Annotated in this window: 1 protein-coding gene; it reads left to right on the forward strand. The window is 50.1% G+C overall.

Annotation, left to right across the window (positions count from 1 at the left end; translation table 11 throughout):
- Nucleotides 1-152: 152 nt before the first annotated feature.
- Complete coding sequence (locus tag GY683_RS00360; RefSeq protein ID WP_297286865.1) at nucleotides 153-1,052, forward strand: peptidylprolyl isomerase; 900 nt, start codon at nucleotides 153-155, stop codon at nucleotides 1,050-1,052.
- Nucleotides 1,053-1,228 lie beyond the last annotated feature (176 nt).

The following is a 1,228-nucleotide window of genomic DNA, read 5'->3' on the forward strand; positions in this document are numbered from 1 at the left end:
CAAGCGACAAGCTAACACATATCAGTGAGCCATCATCAGCCCCATCTGATGACAGTTGTAGCTGTGGCGGCACACACCATAGTCATCACGCCCACGAGCATGAAGCCTTTACCCCCATTGGCTTGGTAGAAGATGATGACGGCATTCGTATCATGCCAACCAGTGATGACTTAACCAAGCCATCATCAGACGCTGAATTTATCAAACAGGCACTAAGCGAAGAAAAAAAAGACCACAGCAAACTCATTGCCTCCAGTCGCCAAACCCTACCAAATATCAGCGTCAATGGGGTCGCCATCGCCCAAGATGCCAACGCTCGTGAGACCCAGTATCACCCTGCAAGCTCCCAAGAAGAAGCCCTATACCTTGCCGCCCAAGCCCTGACCGTGCGTGAACTACTCCGCCAAGCAGTACACAGCAGTCCAGAGCTTGGCGACAGCGCATGGCAAGCGGACGAAGAAGCCGCCATCGCCAAACTCATTGAGATGAATGTCGTCCCAAAGACTCCAGAACGTACAGCGTGTCAGCAGTATTATGACAATAACCCCACGCAGTTTGTTACCACGCCCATCATGCAGGTGCGTCATATTCTACTGTCCGCACCCCCTGAAGCTGGCGAAGAGCGTATCACACTCAAACAAAAAGCCAGTGAGCTTATCGACACGCTACAAAACAGCGATAACAAGGACGCTGATTTTATTGAACTGGCACGCAAGCATTCAGCCTGTCCGTCCAAAGATGACGGCGGTGAGCTTGGTACACTACACAAAGGGCAAACCGTCCCTGAATTTGAGCAAGCGGTGTTCGCCCTACCTTTGGGCGTGGGGGTCAATCCCATCGAAAGTCGCTATGGCATACACATTGTTGATGTCATGGCAAAAAAAGACGGTCGCACGTTAAGTTTTGATGAAGCCTACCCTGCAATAGAAAATCAGCTAAAACAGCAGTCCTTCCATCACGCCCTATGCGACTATCTGTACCGCTTGGGTCAAGAAGCCAACATCACAGGCATTGAGCTACAAATGAACGAAGAGAACGTATATCGGGGTTAGGGGATTATCATGATATTGGTCAATGACTTAAAAAACGCCATCACACAGCGTGCCACAAACTACGCAAATCACGACAATCCGCTAAGCAGTCGCCAAGTGGTAAACGTACCACTTAGTAAGTCCCTTGGCAAAATCCTAGCAGCCGACATCACAGCTCCCCTTGACTTACCAAGACA

Source organism: Moraxella sp., assembly GCF_024227015.1.
In the GTDB taxonomy this organism is placed as follows: Bacteria; Pseudomonadota; Gammaproteobacteria; order Pseudomonadales; family Moraxellaceae; genus Moraxella.

Excerpts from the sequence above, each read along its gene's own strand:
- GY683_RS00360 (WP_297286865.1), top strand. The coding sequence starts at position 153 with ATGCCAACCAGTGATGACTTAACCAAGCCATCATCAGACGCTGAATTT.